Genomic DNA, 17,857 nt, shown 5'->3' on the forward strand with positions numbered 1-17,857 from the left:
CCGGATCAGAGCGTGAACAGGACGGCGCTCGCGGCCCCCAGCACCAGGGTGGTCGTGAGCGGTCCCGGCGTGAGCCGCACCCGCACCGGGTCCTCGGATCCGTCCGCGGAGAAGACGTCGAGCTCGCCGGTCTCGATCCTGCGCTGCCACACGCTGCGGACCCGGTGGGCCGCCGCGCCGGACGCGGTGGAGGTCAGGTCGCCCACGCGCACGGAACCGTCCGGGCGGGCGATCGGATGGTTCCGGTTCACGGCGTCCGGGCCCGCGCGGAGGCTCGACCCGGCACCCGCGGCGGGCAGCGCGAAGCTCGAGTGCTTCCCGGTGTCGGTCACCAGGGTCACAGCGAACCGGGTGCTCACGTCCACGATCCGCGCCCACGGCACGCAGACGGTGCGCAGGGGATTCACCAGGCGCACCTCCCGCTCGTGGACCTCCAGGCGGGGGCGCCAGTAGAGGGTGTAGCCCAGCCCCGCGAGGGCCAGGGCACCCAGCACGGCCGCCGCGTGGTGGGCCGGGGTGCGGCCCCAGCCCGAGACGCCCACCGACAGTCCCAGCAGCACCAGGAATCCTGTGAGCCACGGGGCCGACGCCGCGCGGTAGGTCTCGTGCTCCGGTGCTGTGTCGTAGCTGGTCGGCATGGTCCCCATGCTAGGCAGTCTGCGGCCCCGCACCGTGAACCCTCCGCTGCCCGGCACCGCAGTGCCCCGCACTCCGCGCGCGTCCGCCCCGCGCACCACGTTCTCGATACGATGGAGCACACACGATGAGCACCTCGAACCAGCCCCACGGCGTCCCCGAGGGTGCGCCCGATCCTCGCGACGGAGCCCAGTCTCCGGATGCGGTCCCCGCGCAGGGCCCGACCGCCGCCGAGCACAACGCCCCGTGGGACGGCTCGCTGGCCGGAGACGGCCGAGTGGCCACGTCGCCGACGGGTGATGCCGCGGCGCAGAACGCCGGGGCCCAAGGTGCTGAGACCAGCCGCGCCGAGGTCTTCGGGGCGAGCGAGGGCGTCGCGCCGGACAGTTCCGGTGCCACGTCGGAGGCGGGGAACGCCGTCGACGGCTCGACCGCCACGGACGCCAGCGCCGCGGCCGGGACGAAGAAGCGGGGCCGCCGAGCCCTGCGCGCCGAGCCCAGCGCCCGGCGTGGCCGCTCCCGGACGAAGGTGGCCCGCGGGGAGCCCGTGCTGAGCGTGCGCGGCCTGAGCGTGGACTTCGGCGTGGACCGCGAGTGGGTTCCGGCCGCGATCGACCTGGACTACGATGTCGCCGCCGGTGAAGTCCTCGCGATCGTGGGTGAGTCCGGCTCCGGCAAGTCCGCGAGCTCGATGTCCATGCTGGGGCTGCTGCCGTCCAACGCGCGGGTGCGTGGCTCGGCGAAACTCGGCGGTGAAGAGCTGATCGGGCTGCGGGGCAGTGCCCTGCGCCGGGTGCGCGGTGAGGAGATTGCCGTGATCTTCCAGGAGCCCATGACCGCGCTGAACCCCGTGTACACGGTGGGCCAGCAGATCGTGGAGACCCTGCGCCTGCACCGGGACATCTCGCCCACGGAGGCCGCGGACCGCGCCAAGCAGATGCTCACCATGGTGGAGCTGCCGGACCCAGAGAAGGCGTTCCGCTCGTACCCCCACCAGCTTTCCGGCGGCCAGCGCCAGCGCGCGATGATTGCCCAGTCGCTCTCGTGCGACCCCAAGCTGCTGATCGCGGACGAGCCCACCACTGCTCTGGATGTGACCGTGCAGGCCGAGATCCTGGACCTGATCCGCAACCTCAAGGACCAGCTGGACTCAGCGGTCATCCTCATCACGCACGACATGGGAGTGGTGGCGGACCTCGCGGACAAGATCGCGGTCATGCAGAACGGCGTGATCGTGGAGCAGGGCAGCGCCGAACAGATCTTCTCCGCTCCGCGCCACCCCTACACGCGCACCCTGCTGGAGGCGGTGCCGCACCTGGGGCAGGGTACGGAGGGGGACGAGTCCGTGGACATGGTGGCCGCGCTCGAACGCTCCGTGGCCGCGCCCATCGTGGTGGACCGGAGCACGGCAGAGTCCGCCTCCATGGACACGCTCGCCCAGCGCGTGGCGGCACCCATCCTGCAGCTGAAGGACGTGGCGATCGAGTACCCCAAGCAGGGCCGCAACCCGGCGTTCCGCGCGGTGGAGGGCGTGAGCCTGACCGTGGCCTCGGGTGAGACCGTGGGCCTGGTCGGGGAGTCCGGATCCGGCAAGACGACGATCGGGCGCGCCGCCGTGGGCCTGCTGCCGGTGGTCGAGGGCTCGCTGGTGGTCGACGGCGTTGAACTCCACGGTGCCCCGCGCTCCACGCTAGACCGGGTGCGCAAGGACGTGGGCATGGTCTTCCAGGACCCGTCCTCGTCACTGAACCCGCGGCTCCCGATCGGCGAGTCCATCGGCGAGCCCATGTACCTGGCCAAGGTGGCCAAGGGTGCCGAGCTGCAGCACCGGATCGAGCAGCTGCTGGACCAGGTTCGGCTGCCGCGCAACTACCGCAACCGCTACCCGCACGAGCTCTCCGGCGGTCAGAAGCAGCGCGTGGGCATCGCCCGGGCCCTGTCCCTGAAGCCCAAGCTGCTTGTCGCGGACGAGCCGACCTCCGCGCTGGACGTGTCCGTCCAGGCCACGGTGCTGGACCTCTTCGAGGAGCTGCAGGCGGAGATGGGCTTCGCGTGCCTGTTCGTCACCCACGACCTCGCGGTGATCGACCGGCTCGCCCGGCGCATCGTGGTCATGCAGCACGGGCACATCGTGGAGCAGGGCTCGCGCGAGACGGTGCTGCGCCACCCGGAGCAGGAATACACCAAGCGGCTGCTCGCGGCGGTGCCCGTGCCGGATCCGCAGACCCAGCGCGCGCGGCGAGAGCTGCGCCAGCAGCTGGCGGAGACGCTGCCCTGAGCTCCTGAGCTCCTGAGCTCCTGAGCCCCTGAACCGCGGATGCCAGGAGGGCCCATGACGGAACCGCAGATGACCGGTTCCCGCCCTGGGCCCTTCGTCATGGCGCGGCTCACGGTCGGCTCACTACAGTGGGGTCCATGACGAACCCTTTGCGCGTGACCTCGGACCTCGCCCGACTGCGGCGGGAGACCGAGAGCTTCCTGGCCACCGTGGACTCCCTTTCAGACGCAGAGCTGGCTGAGCCGTCGCTGTGCGAGGGGTGGGACCGTGCCCACGTGGTCGCCCACCTGGCTTCCAACGGCCGGGCGCTCGTCCGGCTGGTCGACTGGGCCACCACGGGGGAGGCCCAGCAGCCCTACGACTCCCGGCAGGCACGGGAACAGGACATCGAGGCGTACGCGGTCCTGCCCCGGGAGGAGCTGGTCCAGGCGTTCGTGGACAGCGCCCGCTTCTTCGCTGAGCAGTGTGAGCGGCTGGAGGGGGAGCTGGCGGTCGAGGTGCTGGACCTGCACGGCAAGCCCATTCCCGCCGTGTCCATTCCCGCCGTGCGGATCACGGAGATCGTGCTGCACCACTGGGATCTCGACACCTCCTGGTCGCTCGCGCAAGCAGAGCCCGAGTCCGTGCTCGACGCGCTGGAGGCCGCGGTGAAGACCATGCGTGCCAAGAACGCTCCGGGCATGACGCTACGCACGGACGAGCACGACGAGTGGGTCGTCGGCGACGGCGGTCAGCTCGTCACCGGGGACCGCGTGGGCCTGCTGCTGTGGCTGGCCCGCGGAGAGACCGCCGCGGTCGAGACCGAGGGAGCACTGCCGGAGCTGCCGAGCTGGTGAGACCCGGGACGACGGCGGCGCGCGCCCGCGCTGCCGAGGGAATGGACCCGGCGACGTCCCGTCAGGAGAAGACCACGATGCCGTAGGCCGTGAAGAGCACGAGGTGAGCCGCCCCGTGCACGGCGGTGACGCGGGGCGCCGCGAGCGCGACCGTGGACAGCGCGAGCGTGACCCCGAGCAGCAGCAGGTTCGCGGGACTTTCCGCCAGCACCACGGTCTGACCTGTGAGCAGGCCGATCACGAGCACGGCGGGAATCGTCAGGCCCACGGTCGAGACCAGTGCACCGTGGCACAGGTTGCTCGCGCGCTGGATCCGCCCGGCACGCGCCGCCCGCAGAGAGGTGATGGACTCCGGCAGAAACACGATGCCTGCGATCAGCACCCCGGCCACGGCGGGCGGGGCGCCGGCGCGGCCCAGAGCGTCGTCGAGCAGCGCGGCCATGTCGTGGGAGAGCAGCACCACGGGCAGGACACTCACCACGAGGACCACCAGGCGCGCGGGCAGCTCGGGGCGGTGCGCGCGAAGGACCTCCCCCAGCGGAGGGCGGGACGCGGCGTCGTCGTCCCCGGTTCGAACGCTGCCGCTGGTGCCGGGAACAGGGGAGCTCACCGGCGCAGCGCCGCCCACCTCCGTGAAGTCCTCCGCCTGCGCGCCCGTCTGGCGCCACAGGAAGACGGCGTAGCAGCCCAGGGTCACAGCGACGACCGCGATCACCTGCCAGGGACGGAACGCGCCGTCCGTGCCGAGCGCCGCGGGCAGCCCGAAGGCGAGCATGCACAGCACCACGAGCAGGGACAGGTAGGTGGAGACGCCAGTGCGGTTGGGTTGCAGGTGCCCGTGCGCCAGACCGCCCACGAGCAGACAGAGTCCGACCACGAGGTTGAGAATGATCATGGACACCGCCATGACCGAGTCGCGGGCGATCGTGGGGTGCTCACCGGGGCCGAGCATGACGGCGCAGATCAGCACCACCTCGATCATCACGATCGACAGGGTGAGTACGAGGGACCCGTAGGGGTCGCCCAGCCGGCGCGCGAGCTGCTCCGCCTGGTGGACCACGCCGGTCGAGGCGAAGATGATCACGCCTACGATCACGGCGAGCGCAACCAGCAGCGGGACTGCCGGCACGGGTGGCGTCAGGAGATCAGAGACTGCCCACAGCACGAGGACGGTGAGCCAGCCCACGGCGGCGCGGGCGGTCGTCAGGGGTGTCAGGACACGGCGCAGGGCGGCGGTCATCTCGGGTCACCTGGTTCCTCGGGGCCGGGGGCACCGGTCGGCGCGGGACCGTGTGCTGCCCCGCTGGAGGCGGGGTCGTCCCCGGAATCTAGGACGGCGACCGGGTCGTCCCGGCAGCCGGGGGGGGGGAGACTGCGCCGCGGCGGGCCCCTGGCGGGTGGGGCCGCCCCCCCGGGATGTCGAACGGTCCGGGTCCGACGGCGCGCGGCGCGGTGCCGCGCGGTGGGATCAGTCGCGCACGCCGAAGAGCCAGGGGTCTGCGCGGTCGGTGTGCGGGTCCTCGAAGTTCACGAACGTGCGGCCCTTGGCGGAGACCACCTTGTACTCCTGGACCACTTCGAGGCTCAGTCGTTCACGGTGCTCGACCTCGGCGATCACCGCGGCGGCGCCAGAGCGGTCCGGGAGGGTGGCGGGGTAGGCGAGAGCACCGACGAGGATGCTCGGAGCCTTCTCCCGCGCGATGGCACGCAAGGAGTCCAGGATCTGCTCGGGTCGCATGCCGGCGGCCTCCTGCGGGTCCACGGAGTTCAGCTCGAACTCTCCGTCCTTGCCACCGGTCACGAGGAACGCAGGGAAGGTGCCGTAGGCGGTCACCTGCTCCTCGACCACGGCCTGCACGTGGCTCAGTGCGGTGTCCACGGTCTCCACGGCGGAGTCCGAGATCCACTGCCGCCAGGCGTTGTCGTGGTCCGCGCGGGCGCGGGCGGCCTCGGCCCTGGTCATCCGGGACGTGCCCCGGGCGGGCGTGGAGCGGCGTCGGGAAGGGCGAGCGGAGGACTGAGCCACGAAGGAGGACCCCTTAGAACGGTGGAGCGACAACGGGTGTGATGAGTCCAGGGTAGGCGCTCGCTAGACTGGATCGGAAACACTTTAGTCAATCCCAGGAGCATGCATGTCTGCGATCAACCGCGAACAGGTGGCGCACCTGGCGGAGCTGGCGCGGATCGAGATGACGGACGAGGAACTGGCCCGGGTGGCCGGGGAACTCGAACTGATCGTCTCGTCCGTGGCCTCCGTCAGCGAGGCCGCCGGACCCGACGTCCCCGCCACGAGCCACCCGCTGCCGTTGCAGAACGTCTTCCGCGATGACGTCGTGGGCGAGACGCTCACCCAGGAGGAGGCCCTCCTGAATGCCCCGGACGGCCAGGACGGCAAGTTCCGTGTCCCCGCGATCCTGGACGGTGAGTGAGCATGAGCGAGTCGATCATTGAACTCTCCGCCGCTGAGCTCGCGGCGAAGCTGGCCTCCGGCGAGGTCGCCTCGGTGGACGCCGTGCAGGCGCACCTGGACCACATCGAGGCCACGGACGGCACCGCGCTGGACGCGCAGGACCGCTCCCGCGGTACGGACGGGCTCAACGCCTTCCTGCACCGCAACACCGAGGAGGCGCTGCGGGTGGCGCGCGAGGTGGACGAGGCCCGCGCGAACGGTGAGGAGCTTCCCGAGCTCGCGGGCGTGCCGGTGGCCGTCAAGGACCTCATCGTCACGAAGGGCCAGCCCACCACGGCGGCCTCCCGCATGCTCGAGGGCTTCATGAGCCCGTACGACGGCACCGTCACCCGCAAACTGCGCGCCGCGCGGATGCCGATCCTCGGCAAGACCAACCTGGACGAGTTCGCCATGGGCTCCTCCACGGAGCACTCCGCCTTTGGCCCCACTCGCAACCCGTGGGATCTCACCAAGATCCCGGGCGGCTCCGGTGGCGGTTCCGCCGCGGCGGTCTCCGCGTTCCAGACCCCGCTGGCCCTCGGCACGGACACCGGCGGCTCCATCCGCCAGCCGGCCGCCGTGACCGGCACCGTGGGCGTGAAGCCCACCTACGGCTCGGTCTCGCGCTACGGCGTGATCGCCATGGCGTCCTCGCTGGACCAGGTGGGCCCGTGCTCGCGCACCGTGCTCGACGCCGCTCTGCTGCACGAGGTCGTGGGCGGCCACGACCCCGCAGACTCCACCTCCCTGCCAGACCCGGTGGGCGGCTACGCTCAGGCCGCGCGCACCGGCGCCGCGGACGGCGGGCTCAAGGGCCTGCGCGTGGGCGTGGTCAAGCAGCTCACCGGTGACGGCTTCCAGGCCGGCGTGCAGCAGCGCTTTGAGGAGTCCCTCGAATTGCTGCGCCGGGCCGGTGCGGAGATCGTGGAGGTGGAGACCCCCAACTTCGAGTACGCGCTGGGCGCCTACTACCTGATCATGTCCTCGGAGGTCTCTTCCAACCTCGCCAAGTACGACGGCGTGCGCTTCGGTCTGCGCGTCACGCCCGAGGGCACGCCCACCATCGAGAAGGTCATGGGCGCCTCGCGCGCCGCGGGCTTCGGCGACGAGGTCAAGCGCCGCATCATCCTGGGCACGTACGCGCTGTCCGCCGGGTATTACGACGCCTACTACGGCTCGGCGCAGCAGGTGCGCACCCTGGTGCAGCGCGACTTCGCCGCGGCGTTCGAGAAGGCCGACGTGCTGATCTCGCCCACTGCACCCACCACGGCGTTCGACATCGGCGGCGTGGACGAGTCCGCGGACCCCATGCAGATGTACCTCAACGACATCGCCACGATCCCCACCAACCTGGCCGGGATCCCCGCGCTCTCGCTGCCCGGTGGGCTGGCGCCCGAGGACGGGCTGCCCGTGGGCATCCAGTTCATGGCACCGGCACGCGAGGACGCCCGCGTCTACCGCGCGGGGGCAGGCCTGGAGCGGCTGCTCGCAGAGAAGTGGGGCGGGCCACTGTGGCAGCACCGCGGCGACGTCGCCGGCACCGTTCATGATTTCGCGGCCACCGCCGCGCAGGGAGGCAAGTGATGAGCCAGGACGTGCTGTCCTTCGAGGAAGCCCTCGAGCGCTTCGACCCCGTGCTGGGGTTCGAGGTGCACGTGGAACTGAACACGAAGACCAAGATGTTCGACGCCGCCCCCAACACCTTCGGGGACGAGCCCAACACCAACATCACACCGGTGTCTCTGGGCCTGCCCGGGGTGCTTCCCGTGGTCAACGGCAAGGCCGTGGAGTCCGCGATCAAGCTGGGCCTCGCGCTGAACTGCTCGATCGCCGAGAAGTGCCACTTCGCCCGGAAGAACTACTTCTACCCGGACACGCCCAAGAACTTCCAGACCTCCCAGTTCGACGAGCCCATCGCGTACGAGGGCTACCTGGACCTGGAGCTGGAGGACGGCACGGAGTTCCGGGTGGAGATTGAGCGCGCCCACATGGAGGAGGACGCCGGGAAGCTGACGCACATGGGCGGTGACGCCGGGCGCATCCAGAACGCCCAGTACTCCCTGGTGGACTACAACCGCGCCGGCGTGCCCCTGATCGAGATCGTCACCAAGCCCATCGAGGGTGCGGGGGAGCGGGCGCCGGAACTGGCCCGCGCCTACGTGGCCGCGATCCGCGAGATCGTGAAGAACCTCGGCATCTCGGACGCCCGCATGGAGCGCGGCAACGTGCGCTGCGACGCGAACGTGTCCCTGATGCCCAAGGGCGCCACGCAGTTCGGTACGCGCTCGGAGACGAAGAACGTGAACTCGCTGCGCGCCGTGGAGCGCACCGTGCGCTACGAGATCCAGCGCCACGCCGCCGTGCTCGCCGCGGGGGAGAAGGTCACGCAGGAGACCCGCTTCTGGCACGAGGACACCCGCTCCACCACGGCCGGGCGACCGAAGTCGGACGCGGACGACTACCGCTACTTCCCCGAGCCGGACCTGGTCCCGGTGGTCACCACCGCGGACTGGATCGAGGAGATCCGCACCACTCTGCCGGAGCCGCCGTCCGAGCGCCGCAAGCGTCTGAAGGCGGACTGGGGCTACTCGGACGAGGAGTTTCGCGACGTCGTCAACGCCGGCGTGATGGATGAGATCGAGCGGACCATCGCCGCGGGTGCCTCCGCCGCCACGGCCCGCAAGTGGTGGATGGGTGAGATCGCCCGTCTGGCCAAGCAGCGCGAGGTCGAGATCGCGGAGCTGCCCGTCGCCGCGGAGCACGTGGTGGAGCTGAACCAGCTCATCGAGGGCGGCAAGATCAACGACAAGCTTGCCAAGAAGGTCCTGGGCTTCGTCGTCGACGGCGAGGGCACGCCGGGAGAGATCGTCGAGGCCCGCGGCCTCGCGGTGGTCTCCGACGACGGCGCGCTGAGCACCGCCGTGGACGACGCCATGGCCCAGATGCCGGACGTCGTCGAGAAGATCAGGGGCGGCAAGGTGCAGGCCGTGGGCGCGCTGATCGGACCCGTCATGAAGGCCACGCGCGGTCAGGCGGACGCCGGGCGCGTGCGCCAGATCATCCTGGAGAAGCTCGGCATGCAGGGCTGATCCGCACTCTTCGCACGAGTGGTCGCTGAGGGCCGGTCCGGAAACGATCCCGGACCGGCCCTCAGTCCTTCCGGTCCTCGCTCAGCTTCCACTCGTGCAGCCCGTGCTCCCGCGCGGAGTCCGTGGTCACGATCCCCGCGATGCGCTCGCGGATGGCGGCGTCCTCTGCCTCCGAGCAGCAGACCCCCGAGGGGGCGTCCGACGCCACGGGGCACCACGCGTAGGCCCCGCCCTGCGTGTTGGAGCTCGGGACCCAGGCGAGATCGCTCACGCGCCAGTCGCCGTCGCCCGAGCGCGCGAACTGGAAGCGCGCCGTAATGCCCTGATTGTTCGTCTCGTTCACGGGCGGGGCGGTCTCGGTGACGTTGTTGCCCACCCCGTAGACGATCCACGTGTCGCGGTAGTTCTCGATCGGCTGGACGCTGTGCGAACCGTGGCCGTACACGGCGTCGAACACGCCGGAGTCCGCCAGGGCGTGGGCGGTCGTCCGCTGGTACTCGTCCGCGGTGTCCGTGTACTCGAGGATCGAGTGCATCGCGGCCACCACCACGTCCGCGCCCTCTTCCCGGGCCTTGCGGGCCTGCGCGACGGCGTGCGCCACGTCCTCGCGCGCCGCCTGCTCCCCGACGGCCGGGTCCGCCCCGTCACGCAGCCGGTCCACGCGCCAGGGTTGGTCCGCGGTCTTCTCGTTGAGGCTGTTCGTGCCCGTGACCACGGCGAGCTTCCCGGAGGGCGTGTCCACGACCATGGGCTTCTCGGAGTCCGCCTCGGTGGCGTACGAGCCGGTGTGCTGCAGACCGGCGTCGTCGAGGGCCCGCAGGGTGCGCTCCACGCCCTCGGTGCCCTGGTCGATCGAGTGGTTGCTCGCGGAGGTGCAGGCGTCGTAGCCCGCGCCCTTCGCCGCCGCGAAGATCTCCGGTGGCACGTTGAACTCGGGGTACGCGGAGTACGGCCCGCCGCTCGGGGCCACGGGAGTCTCGGCCTGGCACACGGCCACATCCGCGTTCTCCAGGTACGGCTTCTGCTGGGCCAGCAGGGGAGCGAAGTCGAAGTTCGCGCCGCCGGTCTGGGCCGGGTCCGCGGCGAACCGGCTCCACAGGCCCTCGTGCAGCAGCAGGTCGCCGCTGACCGCGAGGCTCAGGCACGTGTCCTCGGGGCATGCCGGGCCCTTGCCGGGTTCGGTCCGGTGGGACCCCGTCGAGTCCGTGGAAGCGGCTGCGGACCGGTCGGGTGCGGTGCCTTCGCCTTCCGCACCGGCCGAGCCGCCGGAGGACGACGACGACGCCGCGGCGTCGCCTCCAGCCCGCTCGCCGCCCGCGTCCCCGCCACCGGTCGGCGAACCGCAGCCGGTGGTGACCAGCAGCGTCGCCGCCGCGACCGCCACGGGCAGACGCCCGCGCAGGCGTGAGCGGTGGTCGGGGGTCCTGGCGGTCGTCGGCAGGGGAGTCATGCCCCGATGCTAGCGCCGGGTGAGGCACGCCACCATGGCGATTTAGGACACGGCCGTGTGACCGAATTGCCGTCAGAACTTCCAGATCGCCGGTTCAGAGGTTAGGCTTTCCTAAGTTTTGCAGTCGAGATGAGCGGGGACGATCGTGGGTCGGTCGAACAACCAGGTGCGCGGTGGCCGCGCGAGCGTCGAGGAGCGGGCGGTCTCTCTCGCCCACCGGATGCTCGCCGGCTCGGGCCAGGCGAGCGTCGTGGCGTACCGGCTGGACGAGCAGCCCGTGCTGAACTCCGTGGCCCACGGCTTCACCCGCCGGGGGGAGCTCGTGGTCGCGGCGGTCGTGGACCCCGCAGAGGTGGGCGAGGAGCTCGGTGTCACGGGGGAGCCCCTGGAGGTCCGCGTGGACATCACCAAGGTTGCGCCCGAGCCCAACGTCCGCATCGTGGCGGCCAGCGCGCACCTCCTCGCGTCCCTCGAGTGGCTGCACCCCCTGGATGCCGAGCTGCTCGCGGGCACCGGGGAGCTCCCGGAGATCGTGGCCGCGGTGGCGGCCGCACCCAACGGCCGCCTGGGCGTTCTCGACGTCGCCCGCGTGGTCCTCCACGACGGCGCCGGTGTCACGCCGCTGACGTTCGGCCAGCTCCTGGACCACCGCCACGGCGCCGTCGGAGACCCCGCCGAGGCCGTGGTGAACACGGAGGCCGCCGGTCTGGACGTGGTCACGGGCGTGGACCGCACGGACCTCGCGGTCATGTGCGACGCGGCGGAGCAGGGGTGGATGACCGCCCACATGCTCACCCAGAAGCCCTCGCTGAGCGGCTGCGCCCACACCACCAACAAGGACTTCGTGGTGGACGTGGACCTGACCGGGGTCACGGTGCTGCGCCACGGTGCGCAGCTCACGAGCGTCTACTTCATCCCGTTCGAGCAGGGCAGAACCTCACCGGCGGAACTGACCAACAACATCAGGACCCTGCTGGGAGCCCACGCCGCCGCGTGAGCCGCGGCGCATAACGAGCACGAACACGACGAAGGACCGCGGGGGTGTCCCGCGGTCCTTCGTCATGGGTGAGGTCGTGCGACCGAAGTGGCCGGCAGGGTGTCCCCGCCGGCCTGCTGCGAGGGGTCAGGCCGCCTCGTAGCTGCTGCAGTTGGCATCCGCGGTGACCTCGATGGAGGACGCGGTGCACAGCAGGTCCTTGTTGTGCTTGCACTCAAGACGCTGGCAGGCACCCACCTGGCCGTTGGCCGTGGGCAGGCCGCCGCGGGCGTCCAGCGAGATGAAGGTGGTGCAGGAGGCCTCGGAGCCCTGGCCGCCCACGGTGATGGCGGGGGCCTTGCAGCCGTTGTCGTTGAAGGCGCAGCCGGTGGCGGTGCAGGCGGACACAGCGGTGAGAGTAGCCATGAACTTCTCCTCGGTTGGTGTGGTGCTCTGTGCAACAAATGACGTTGGAACCAGATTAAAACCCTTTTCCGAAGCCGTCTAGCAAGTTCAACCTTACAACAGACGGGTATTTCCTAATTGCCGCCGCGCGGTTAGCGGTCAGCACAGGAATACCTCACCGGATTAAGAAAACATTCTGTTTCCTAATGTCCGCCCGGCGGTACGAGAGCGCCGGGCGCCCCTCCCATGCCGCGCCGTTGCGGGGGTGGGAGGGCACTGGAGTTGGCCGCGCGGCTCTGGTGGAGCGGGCCCCGCGGGGGCCCGGAACGGCGTCGTCGTCCCCGGGGGCCCGGAAAGTCCCGTCAGAAGAGCAGGCCCGAGAGGGAATATGCGAGAAATCCTGCCACGAATCCCACGAGGAAATTCTTCGTCCCCAGTTTCACCAGCACGGAGACCGCCGCCGCGAGCAGCAGGCGGCCGAGCTGGGCGCCGGAGTCCGCCTCGAGCAGCGTGTAGACCACCAGGATCAGCATCAGCCCCGCGGGCAGCAGCGCCGCGAACTCCTGGAGGTCCTCCCGGTCCCGGTAGCGGTGCGCGACCAGCACCGGGACGAAGCGCAGCGAGAACGTCACGGCGGCGCACACAATGATGGCGGGGATCATCTCAGACCGTCCCTTCGGCTGCCGTCGCGGAACCGTGCCCACGGCGGCCCGAGGAACGGCCCGGCCGGGATCCCGCGAACCGGACCAGCAGGACGCACAGCAGGGCGTAGCAGAGCATGGCCCCCAGCAGGAACAGCGAGCGGGGCAGCAGCAGCCCCACGCCGATCGAGACACCCGCTGCGGCGAGGATCGCGACTCGGCGCGAGGCCCCTGCCAGGGCGTCCACGAACAGCAGGGAGAACAGGCCGGTCAGGGCGAAGTCGAACCCGTCGAACGAGTCCGGCACCAGCCCACCCGCAAACGCACCCACCGCGGCTCCGAAGACCCAGTAGAAGTGGGAGACGCCCTGGACCAGCAGTAGCTCGCGCTGCGTGGTGGGGTGCACGCCGCTGCTGATGAGCGCGTAGGCCTCGTCCGTGAGGGCGTAGGGGCCGTACACCTTGGCGAACGGCGAGTGCAGCAGGTGGGAGGGGTAGGAGAAGCCGTAGAAGATGTGACGGCTGTTGACCAGCAGAGTAGTCACGGCGATCTGCGCGAGACCCGCGCTCGCCGCCACCAGACCCACGAGCAGGAACTCGATGGAGCCGGCGAAGACCACGAGCGCCGTGAGCGGCGCGAGGTACGGGGCGAAACCCAGGGAGACGCTGTATGCGCCGAAGGCCATTCCCAGGGGCAGATAACCCATGGCCACGGGCACCGTGACCCGCAGCGCCCAGGCGAGGCTGCCCTTCTCCGTGTTCATGGGGCCACTCCTGGCTCTCGGGACTGACGGTGTGCGGGGGCCGCCCGGTGGCCCGGTGGCCCGGTGGCCCGGGCCACCGTAGCGCGCGGACGCCGCGGCGTGGACCGCGGGCGTCACACGGGCGCCTGTAATCTACGACACATGACCTCCCGCTACGCGCACCCCGAGCAGCTCGTGACCACCCCGCAGATTGCAGGACTGGCGGCTCACCGCAACGGGCCGGTGGTGGTCCTGCGCCAGGAGCCCGCTCCGGACGGCAAGCGCTTCGTGAAGCACGCGTGGTCCGTGCTCCGCGACGGCGCGCCCGTGCAGCTGACCCACGACGAGAACGGGGTGCAGGAGGTGCGCCCCACGGGTTCCGGGGCCGTGTACTTCACCTCCGAGCGTCCGGTGCCCGGTGAGGACGCCAAGCGCACCCGGCTGTGGCTGCTCCCCGGGCACGGTGAGGCCCGTCCCGTGCTGGACGCCCCGAACGGGATCTCGAACCTGCAGCTGGGCGGGGGGCGCGTGTTCTTCGTCTCCGGCCTGCACCCCGGGGCCCGGGGCGCGGCGGACGAATTCGCCCGCAACCGGGAGATCCACGACCGTCGCGAGGAGACCGGAGTGAGCGCCGTTCTCTACGACCATGCACCCATCCGGTACTGGGACCACGACCTCCCGGCCGCGCAGGACGCCCTGTGGTTCCTCGACCCCTCGGGCCGGGTGCGACGTGTCGAGCTGCCCACGGGACGGTTCCTCGACTACTCCGTGGCCCCGGACGGGACGTGGCTGCTGGCGACCATCGGCACCCTGCTGCCCCGCGGCGTGCAGCGCTCGCAGCTGTGGCGGGTCCCGGTCTCCGGCGACGACGTTGCGGACCCCGACGGCGTGGCACCCCCCGGTCCGCAGCTGCTGCACGACTCCGCCGAGGCCGAGTCCTGGGACTGCGGCGAGGTCAGCCCGGACGGCACGCGCGTGCTGCTGACGCGGGAGCGGCTGTGGCGCGACGGTGTCAACATGGCGCTGTCCCTGTGGGTGCACGACGTCGCGACGGGCGCCGAGACCGAAGTGGTTCCCGCGGACGAGCACTGGGCCCACGAGGGGCGCTGGATCGACGACGAGTCCTTCATGTGCACCGCGGACCACAAGGGGCGTGGCATCGTGCTGCGCGTCCACTGCCCGCGGGACGGGCAGCCGCGAGTGGTCGTCGAGGCGGGCGGGGACGGTCAGGACTGGACGTACTCGTCGGTCCAGCCGGCCGGTGACGACCTCGTGGGACTGCGCGCGAGCTACGCGCACCCGGCGGAACTCGTGCGGTGGCCCGTCGGTGCGGGGGCGGTGGCCGAGGGGAAGGGCGTGGCGGCGTCGTCGAACGGCCTCGCGGAACCGGAGACCGTGGGCGGTCTGGTCCCCGAGGACACTGTCCCCGGGCACCTCGAGGAGGTCACCACCACCGCGGCGGACGGCACGGAGATCCGCGCGTGGCTCGCCCTGCCCGTCGACGAGCACACCGGGCCGCACCCGCTCCTCGTGTTCGTCCACGGCGGGCCGTGGGGATCCAGCAACCAGTGGAGCTGGCGGTGGAACCCGTGGCCGTTCGTGGCACGCGGCTACGCGGTGCTGCTGCCCGATCCCGCGATCTCCACGGGCTACGGGCAGTCGATGATCGAACGCGGTCAGCAGCAGCTCGGGGGTGCGCCCTTCGACGACGTCATGGCCCTCACGGAGGCGGCCACGGCCCGGGCGGACGTGGACCCCGCACGGCAGGCGCTGCTGGGCGGCTCCTACGGCGGGTACATGGCCAACTGGGTGGCCACGCACACCGAGGACCGGTTCCGGTGCATCGTCACGCACGCCTCCCTGTGGAACCTCGACTCGATGGGCGCCACCACGGACAACACGGTCTGGCGCGAGGCCCTGGAGCCCGCGCAGGCCGCGGTGTACTCGCCGCACCGCTTCGTGGAGCGCATCCGCGTGCCGCTGCTCGTGATCCACGGGGACAAGGACTACCGCGTGCCCATCGCGCAGGGGCTGGAGCTGTGGTCGGACCTGCAGCTGCGCACCACCGTGGCCGGCCACCGGTTCCTGTACTACCCGGACGAGGGGCACTGGATCCTCAAGCCCGCCAACGCGCGCACCTGGTACGAGACGGTGCTCGCGTTCCTGGCCGAGCACGTGCTGGACGAGGACTGGACGCGCCCCGAGCTGCTCGGCTGAGCCGGACGGGCACGACGGCGCGGCCCGGGTGGCGCGGTGGTGCGGCGCGGGCGCGACGTCGCGGCATGCGCTGGCCCGACGGCGCGGCCCGGGTGGGCGGCCCCGGGAACCCGGGGTGCGGCGTCGTCGTCGGCGCGTGACGGCGGAGAGATCCATCACGTGTGCGCGGGAGGGTGCGCGCGGGGGAGTAGAATCACCAGGAATCCCCTCTGCCTCTATCTTGCGAAGAGAGACTTGTGTATGTCTGAAAACACCGCCCAGCGCGCCGATCTGCGCAACGTGGCCATCGTGGCCCACGTTGACCACGGCAAGACCACCATCGTGGACGCCATGCTCCAGCAGACTCACGCGTTCTCCAGCCACGGGGAGGTCGAGGAGCGCGTCATGGACTCCGGGGACCTGGAGCGCGAGAAGGGCATCACGATCCTCGCGAAGAACACCACGGTGTTCTACGACGGCCCCGCTGCGAACGGCGAGACCATCACCATCAACGTGATCGACACCCCGGGCCACGCGGACTTCGGCGGCGAGGTGGAGCGCGGGCTGTCCATGGTGGACGGCGTGGTGCTGCTCGTGGACGCGTCGGAGGGGCCGCTGCCCCAGACGCGCTTCGTGCTGCGCAAGGCCCTGGAGGCCAAGCTGCCCGTGATCGTGGTCGTCAACAAGGTGGACCGCCCGGACGCCCGGATCGAAGAGGTCGTCTCGGACACCATGGACCTGCTGCTGGGCCTGGCCTCCGACATCGCGGAGGACCACCCGGACCTGGACCTGGACGCCGTGCTGGACGTCCCCGTGGTCTACGCCTCCGGCAAGGCCGGCCGTGCCTCCACGGACCAGCCCGCGGACGGCGAGCTGCCGGAGAACGAGGACCTCGAGCCGCTGTTCAAGACGATCATCGAGCACATCCCGGCGCCGTCCTACAACCCCGAGGGAGTGCTGCAGGCCCACGTGACCAACCTGGACGCCTCGCCGTTCCTGGGCCGTCTCGCCCTGCTGCGCATCTTCAACGGCACCCTGAAGAAGGGCCAGACCGTGGCCTGGGCGCGGCACGACGGCACCCTGAAGAGCGTGCGGATCTCCGAGCTGCTCGCCACCAAGGGCCTGGACCGCGTCCCCGCCGAGAGCGCCGGACCCGGTGAGATCGTGGCCGTGGCAGGCATCGAGGACATTACAATCGGCGAGACGCTCACGGACCTGGAGAACCCGGCTCCGCTGCCGCTGATCACCGTGGACGACCCCGCGATCTCCATGACCATCGGCATCAACACCTCCCCGCTGGCCGGGCGCGTCAAGGGCGCGAAGGTCACTGCACGCCAGGTCAAGGACCGCCTGGACAAGGAGCTGATCGGCAACGTCTCCCTGAAGATCCTCCCCACGCAGCGTCCGGACGCGTGGGAGGTCCAGGGCCGCGGTGAGCTCGCGCTGGCCATTCTGGTGGAGCAGATGCGCCGCGAGGGCTTCGAGCTCACGGCGGGCAAGCCCCAGGTCGTCACCAAGACCGTTGACGGCAAGGTGCACGAGCCGTACGAGCACATGACCATCGACGTCCCCGAGGAGTACCTCGGCGCGGTCACGCAGCTGATGGCCGGGCGCAAGGGCCGCATGGAGGGCATGAGCAACCACGGCACCGGCTGGGTGCGCATGGAGTTCAAGGTTCCCTCGCGCGGTCTGATCGGCTTCCGCACCAGGTTCCTCACGGACACCCGCGGTGCTGGCATCGCCTCCTCCTACGCGGACGGCTACGAGCCGTGGGCCGGTGACATCGAGTACCGCACGAACGGCTCCATGGTGGCGGACCGCGCCGGCGTGGTGACGCCCTTCGCCATGATCAACCTGCAGGAGCGCGGCTCGTTCTTCGTGGAGCCCACCTCGGAGGTCTACGAGGGCATGATCGTGGGCGAGAACTCGCGCGCGGACGACATGGACGTGAACATCACCAAGGAGAAGAAGCTCACCAACATGCGTGCGGCCTCCTCCGAGACGTTCGAGAACCTGACCCCGCCGCGCAAGCTCACGCTCGAGGAGTGCCTCGAGTTCGCCCGCGAGGACGAGTGCGTGGAGGTCACCCCGGAGGCCATCCGCATCCGCAAGGTCGTGCTGGATGCCAACGAGCGCCTGAAGGTCGCACGCGCCCGGGC

Annotated in this window: 15 protein-coding genes; 8 read left to right on the plus strand and 7 right to left on the minus strand. The window is 70.8% G+C overall.

All coding sequences use genetic code 11. The features are described from left to right. Positions 1-5: 5 nt before the first annotated feature. Positions 6-638: a PH domain-containing protein gene (locus B3G12_RS05930; RefSeq protein ID WP_144942012.1), complete on the minus strand. Its 633-nt coding sequence runs from the start codon at positions 636-638 to the stop codon at positions 6-8. Between the two features lie 125 nt (positions 639-763). Here B3G12_RS05930 and B3G12_RS05935 point away from each other — a divergent pair, with 125 nt between their 5' ends. After that, a complete protein-coding gene (locus tag B3G12_RS05935; RefSeq protein ID WP_260983317.1) occupies positions 764-2,914 on the plus strand; it encodes an ABC transporter ATP-binding protein in 2,151 nt (716 codons plus the stop codon). A gap of 137 nt (positions 2,915-3,051) precedes the next feature. Further along, on the plus strand, positions 3,052-3,750 hold the full coding sequence (locus B3G12_RS05940) for a maleylpyruvate isomerase family mycothiol-dependent enzyme (RefSeq protein WP_144942014.1): 699 nt from the start codon (positions 3,052-3,054) through the stop codon (positions 3,748-3,750). A gap of 61 nt (positions 3,751-3,811) precedes the next feature. On the opposite strand, the gene B3G12_RS05945 is transcribed toward B3G12_RS05940, so the two are convergent. Both B3G12_RS05945 and B3G12_RS05950 read right to left on the minus strand, forming a co-directional pair. Then, positions 3,812-4,990, minus strand: a complete 1,179-nt coding sequence (locus tag B3G12_RS05945) for a calcium:proton antiporter (RefSeq protein WP_144942016.1) — start codon at positions 4,988-4,990, stop codon at positions 3,812-3,814. A 228-nt stretch (positions 4,991-5,218) separates the two neighbouring features. Continuing rightward, positions 5,219-5,776, minus strand: a complete 558-nt coding sequence (locus B3G12_RS05950) for a hypothetical protein (protein WP_244944701.1) — start codon at positions 5,774-5,776, stop codon at positions 5,219-5,221. Between the two features lie 106 nt (positions 5,777-5,882). Between B3G12_RS05950 and gatC the strand changes: the two genes are divergently transcribed. From gatC to gatB, 3 genes are read left to right on the plus strand one after another with little or no spacing between them, the layout of a single operon-like run. Continuing rightward, on the plus strand, positions 5,883-6,179 hold the full coding sequence (gene gatC, locus B3G12_RS05955) for an Asp-tRNA(Asn)/Glu-tRNA(Gln) amidotransferase subunit GatC (RefSeq protein WP_144942018.1): 297 nt from the start codon (positions 5,883-5,885) through the stop codon (positions 6,177-6,179). Positions 6,180-6,181: 2 nt separating this feature from the next. After that, entirely contained in the window at positions 6,182-7,783 is a 1,602-nt protein-coding gene (gene gatA, locus B3G12_RS05960) for an Asp-tRNA(Asn)/Glu-tRNA(Gln) amidotransferase subunit GatA (protein WP_144942020.1), read from the plus strand. Then, on the plus strand, positions 7,783-9,288 hold the full coding sequence (gene gatB, locus B3G12_RS05965; protein WP_145009613.1) for an Asp-tRNA(Asn)/Glu-tRNA(Gln) amidotransferase subunit GatB: 1,506 nt from the start codon (positions 7,783-7,785) through the stop codon (positions 9,286-9,288). Before gatA ends, gatB begins: the two co-directional genes overlap by 1 nt. A gap of 61 nt (positions 9,289-9,349) precedes the next feature. Here gatB and B3G12_RS05970 read toward each other — a convergent pair whose 3' ends face one another. Next, positions 9,350-10,738, minus strand: coding sequence for a CapA family protein (locus tag B3G12_RS05970; RefSeq protein ID WP_290499601.1), 1,389 nt, complete (start codon positions 10,736-10,738; stop codon positions 9,350-9,352). Between the two features lie 145 nt (positions 10,739-10,883). Between B3G12_RS05970 and B3G12_RS05975 the strand changes: the two genes are divergently transcribed. Then, entirely contained in the window at positions 10,884-11,735 is an 852-nt protein-coding gene (locus B3G12_RS05975) for a hypothetical protein (protein ID WP_144942024.1), read from the plus strand. Positions 11,736-11,861: 126 nt separating this feature from the next. Here the strand turns inward: B3G12_RS05975 and B3G12_RS05980 are convergent, their stop codons facing one another. The 3 genes from B3G12_RS05980 to B3G12_RS05990 all read right to left on the minus strand — a co-directional run bounded on the left by B3G12_RS05980 (position 11,862) and on the right by B3G12_RS05990 (position 13,523). Further along, positions 11,862-12,140, minus strand: coding sequence for a DUF1540 domain-containing protein (locus tag B3G12_RS05980; RefSeq protein WP_055086042.1), 279 nt, complete (start codon positions 12,138-12,140; stop codon positions 11,862-11,864). A 341-nt stretch (positions 12,141-12,481) separates the two neighbouring features. Then, complete coding sequence (locus tag B3G12_RS05985) at positions 12,482-12,781, minus strand: AzlD domain-containing protein (RefSeq protein WP_290499602.1); 300 nt, start codon at positions 12,779-12,781, stop codon at positions 12,482-12,484. A gap of 1 nt (position 12,782) precedes the next feature. Beyond that, positions 12,783-13,523 carry an AzlC family ABC transporter permease gene (locus B3G12_RS05990; RefSeq protein ID WP_290499603.1) on the minus strand — a complete coding sequence of 247 codons (741 nt, stop codon included), beginning with the start codon at positions 13,521-13,523 and terminating at the stop codon, positions 12,783-12,785. A gap of 141 nt (positions 13,524-13,664) precedes the next feature. Between B3G12_RS05990 and B3G12_RS05995 the strand changes: the two genes are divergently transcribed. Then, positions 13,665-15,719: a S9 family peptidase gene (locus tag B3G12_RS05995; RefSeq protein WP_290499604.1), complete on the plus strand. Its 2,055-nt coding sequence runs from the start codon at positions 13,665-13,667 to the stop codon at positions 15,717-15,719. A gap of 240 nt (positions 15,720-15,959) precedes the next feature. Beyond that, positions 15,960-17,857: translational GTPase TypA (gene typA / locus B3G12_RS06000; RefSeq protein ID WP_290499606.1), on the plus strand; the 1,898-nt coding region annotated here is incomplete at its 3' end.

This window comes from Kocuria sp. UBA5001, from assembly GCF_002398425.1.
GTDB classification, from domain to species: Bacteria; Actinomycetota; Actinomycetes; order Actinomycetales; family Micrococcaceae; genus Kocuria; species Kocuria salsicia.

Excerpts from the sequence above, each read along its gene's own strand:
- B3G12_RS05930 (WP_144942012.1), bottom strand. The coding sequence starts at position 638 with ATGCCGACCAGCTACGACACAGCACCGGAGCACGAGACCTACCGCGCG.
- B3G12_RS05935 (WP_260983317.1), top strand. The coding sequence starts at position 764 with ATGAGCACCTCGAACCAGCCCCACGGCGTCCCCGAGGGTGCGCCCGAT.
- B3G12_RS05940 (WP_144942014.1), top strand. The coding sequence starts at position 3,052 with ATGACGAACCCTTTGCGCGTGACCTCGGACCTCGCCCGACTGCGGCGG.
- B3G12_RS05945 (WP_144942016.1), bottom strand. The coding sequence starts at position 4,990 with ATGACCGCCGCCCTGCGCCGTGTCCTGACACCCCTGACGACCGCCCGC.
- gatC (WP_144942018.1), top strand. The coding sequence starts at position 5,883 with ATGTCTGCGATCAACCGCGAACAGGTGGCGCACCTGGCGGAGCTGGCG.
- gatA (WP_144942020.1), top strand. The coding sequence starts at position 6,182 with ATGAGCGAGTCGATCATTGAACTCTCCGCCGCTGAGCTCGCGGCGAAG.
- gatB (WP_145009613.1), top strand. The coding sequence starts at position 7,783 with ATGAGCCAGGACGTGCTGTCCTTCGAGGAAGCCCTCGAGCGCTTCGAC.
- B3G12_RS05970 (WP_290499601.1), bottom strand. The coding sequence starts at position 10,738 with ATGACTCCCCTGCCGACGACCGCCAGGACCCCCGACCACCGCTCACGC.
- B3G12_RS05980 (WP_055086042.1), bottom strand. The coding sequence starts at position 12,140 with ATGGCTACTCTCACCGCTGTGTCCGCCTGCACCGCCACCGGCTGCGCC.
- B3G12_RS05985 (WP_290499602.1), bottom strand. The coding sequence starts at position 12,781 with ATGATCCCCGCCATCATTGTGTGCGCCGCCGTGACGTTCTCGCTGCGC.
- B3G12_RS05990 (WP_290499603.1), bottom strand. The coding sequence starts at position 13,523 with ATGAACACGGAGAAGGGCAGCCTCGCCTGGGCGCTGCGGGTCACGGTG.
- B3G12_RS05995 (WP_290499604.1), top strand. The coding sequence starts at position 13,665 with ATGACCTCCCGCTACGCGCACCCCGAGCAGCTCGTGACCACCCCGCAG.